At 61.2% G+C, this 1,396-nt stretch carries 2 protein-coding genes; one reads left to right on the top strand and one right to left on the bottom strand.

Going from position 1 to position 1,396, the window contains the following annotated elements:
• Positions 1-244: 244 nt before the first annotated feature.
• Complete coding sequence (locus LZ198_RS42765) at positions 245-526, bottom strand: hypothetical protein (protein ID WP_253977933.1); 282 nt, start codon at positions 524-526, stop codon at positions 245-247.
• Between the two features lie 325 nt (positions 527-851).
• Between LZ198_RS42765 and LZ198_RS42760 the strand changes: the two genes are divergently transcribed.
• Positions 852-1,280, top strand: coding sequence for a transposase family protein (locus LZ198_RS42760; RefSeq protein ID WP_323383512.1), 429 nt, complete (start codon positions 852-854; stop codon positions 1,278-1,280).
• Positions 1,281-1,396: the final 116 nt, after the last annotated feature.

The raw sequence follows: 1,396 nt of genomic DNA, 5'->3' as shown, positions 1-1,396 counted from the left end.
TCCCACCAGGCCCCGAATCTCCTCCTCCAGCAGCATCTCCAGCGTCATGCGGATGGCTCCCAGGAAGAGGCCTCGCACGTCGGTGCGCACCTCCTCGTGCGAGGGCGCGGCAAACTCGGTATCGTCCGTGGCGGGAACTCCTCGGCTCTCCTCACAACTCCTCAACCAATGATTCGATAAATCCAACCCGATCTAATCGAAACCTTCCGCAAAACAAAGCATGCCTAAATCAGCAACCATCGAGTCATAGTACGAAGAGAATTGCCTGCACCGCAGCCGCAGCAAAATGCTCTGACGTACCAGCAGGAAAGACACCAACAAGAATGGCGTCTTCACCTACCTGACCAAGCGCAAGAACGCCTCCCCCTTCAACACACAGTGTCAAGGGGCCGTTCTCAAGCTCCCCGCGTACGACTTTAGGCAATGGAGAATGAAACGCTTTCCCTCGTACTTGAAGAGCACGCCCAGCGTAGTTCATGACAAAAGCGCCTTCAGCGCCATGAACCTCCATCAGGAGCGAAAACATCTTTGCCGAAAACGTCTTCCAGTCGGTTCTCTGATGCCATGACCCCATATATGTTGACCTCCATCAGAGTAACCGTAGCTGGATGGGAGGTAGCGAGCCATAGGTAGCGCCGGAAGTTTTGTCGGACAACCGAACGAGGAATCACCAATCAATAGGATTTCGGCAAACTGGAGTTACACCGGTCTCGTGGCTCTCCCGCACGTTGTGTGGACCCCTTCGGGAGTGGGCGTGACCCGGTTCCGTGGCTCTCCCGCACTTCGTGTGGTTCCCCTCTGGGGAGTAGGCAGACGCGGCAAGCTGCCAGCGGGGCGAATAAACCCTGGGAATGGAAACGCTGTACCAACTTCCTGGGTGTCAGGTAACCCGGGTGGCTCACGGTAGCGCGGCGAGTGTCGTCCTCGGGGTGCGCATGGAGGGCACGGGAGCACGATGTCCCTCCTGCCAGACGCCCAGTACCGCGGTGCATGGCAGCTACGTCCGCCGCCCAGTGGACCTGCCCACTGCAGGACGCGTCGTGCAACTCGAGTTGCGTGTGCGGCGCTTCTGCTGCCGAAACCCGGACTGCTCCCGCCGGACATTCGCGGAGCGGCCGGTGCGCCTGCTGGCCGCTCAGGCTCGGCGGACACGGCGGCTGGCCACCGCGCAGTGCGCTGTTGCAATCACAGCCGGGGCGGAGGCTGGGACCAGGCTGCTCAAGCCCCTGGCCATGCCCACCAGTCCCGATACCCTCCTGCGGCTGATTCGGTCGCGGTAGGGACGGCTCTTCACCCGTGAAGGCTGGAGCCGCCCCCCGCACAGATCCCAGCGGGCGCTGCTAACGCACTGGGCTCTTGCCTTGAGTGGTGACGTCGAACCGCTCTTCAGGCCAGG

Source organism: Myxococcus dinghuensis (genome assembly GCF_024198235.1).
Classification (GTDB): Bacteria; Myxococcota; Myxococcia; order Myxococcales; family Myxococcaceae; genus Myxococcus; species Myxococcus dinghuensis.
The sequence above is the reverse complement of the archived record's forward strand: the minus strand, read 5'-3'. Positions and strand labels throughout refer to the sequence as shown.

Bases quoted from the DNA above. Each gene is read 5' to 3' on its own strand.
- LZ198_RS42765 (WP_253977933.1), bottom strand. From the start codon at position 526: ATGTTTTCGCTCCTGATGGAGGTTCATGGCGCTGAAGGCGCTTTTGTC.
- LZ198_RS42760 (WP_323383512.1), top strand. From the start codon at position 852: ATGGAAACGCTGTACCAACTTCCTGGGTGTCAGGTAACCCGGGTGGCT.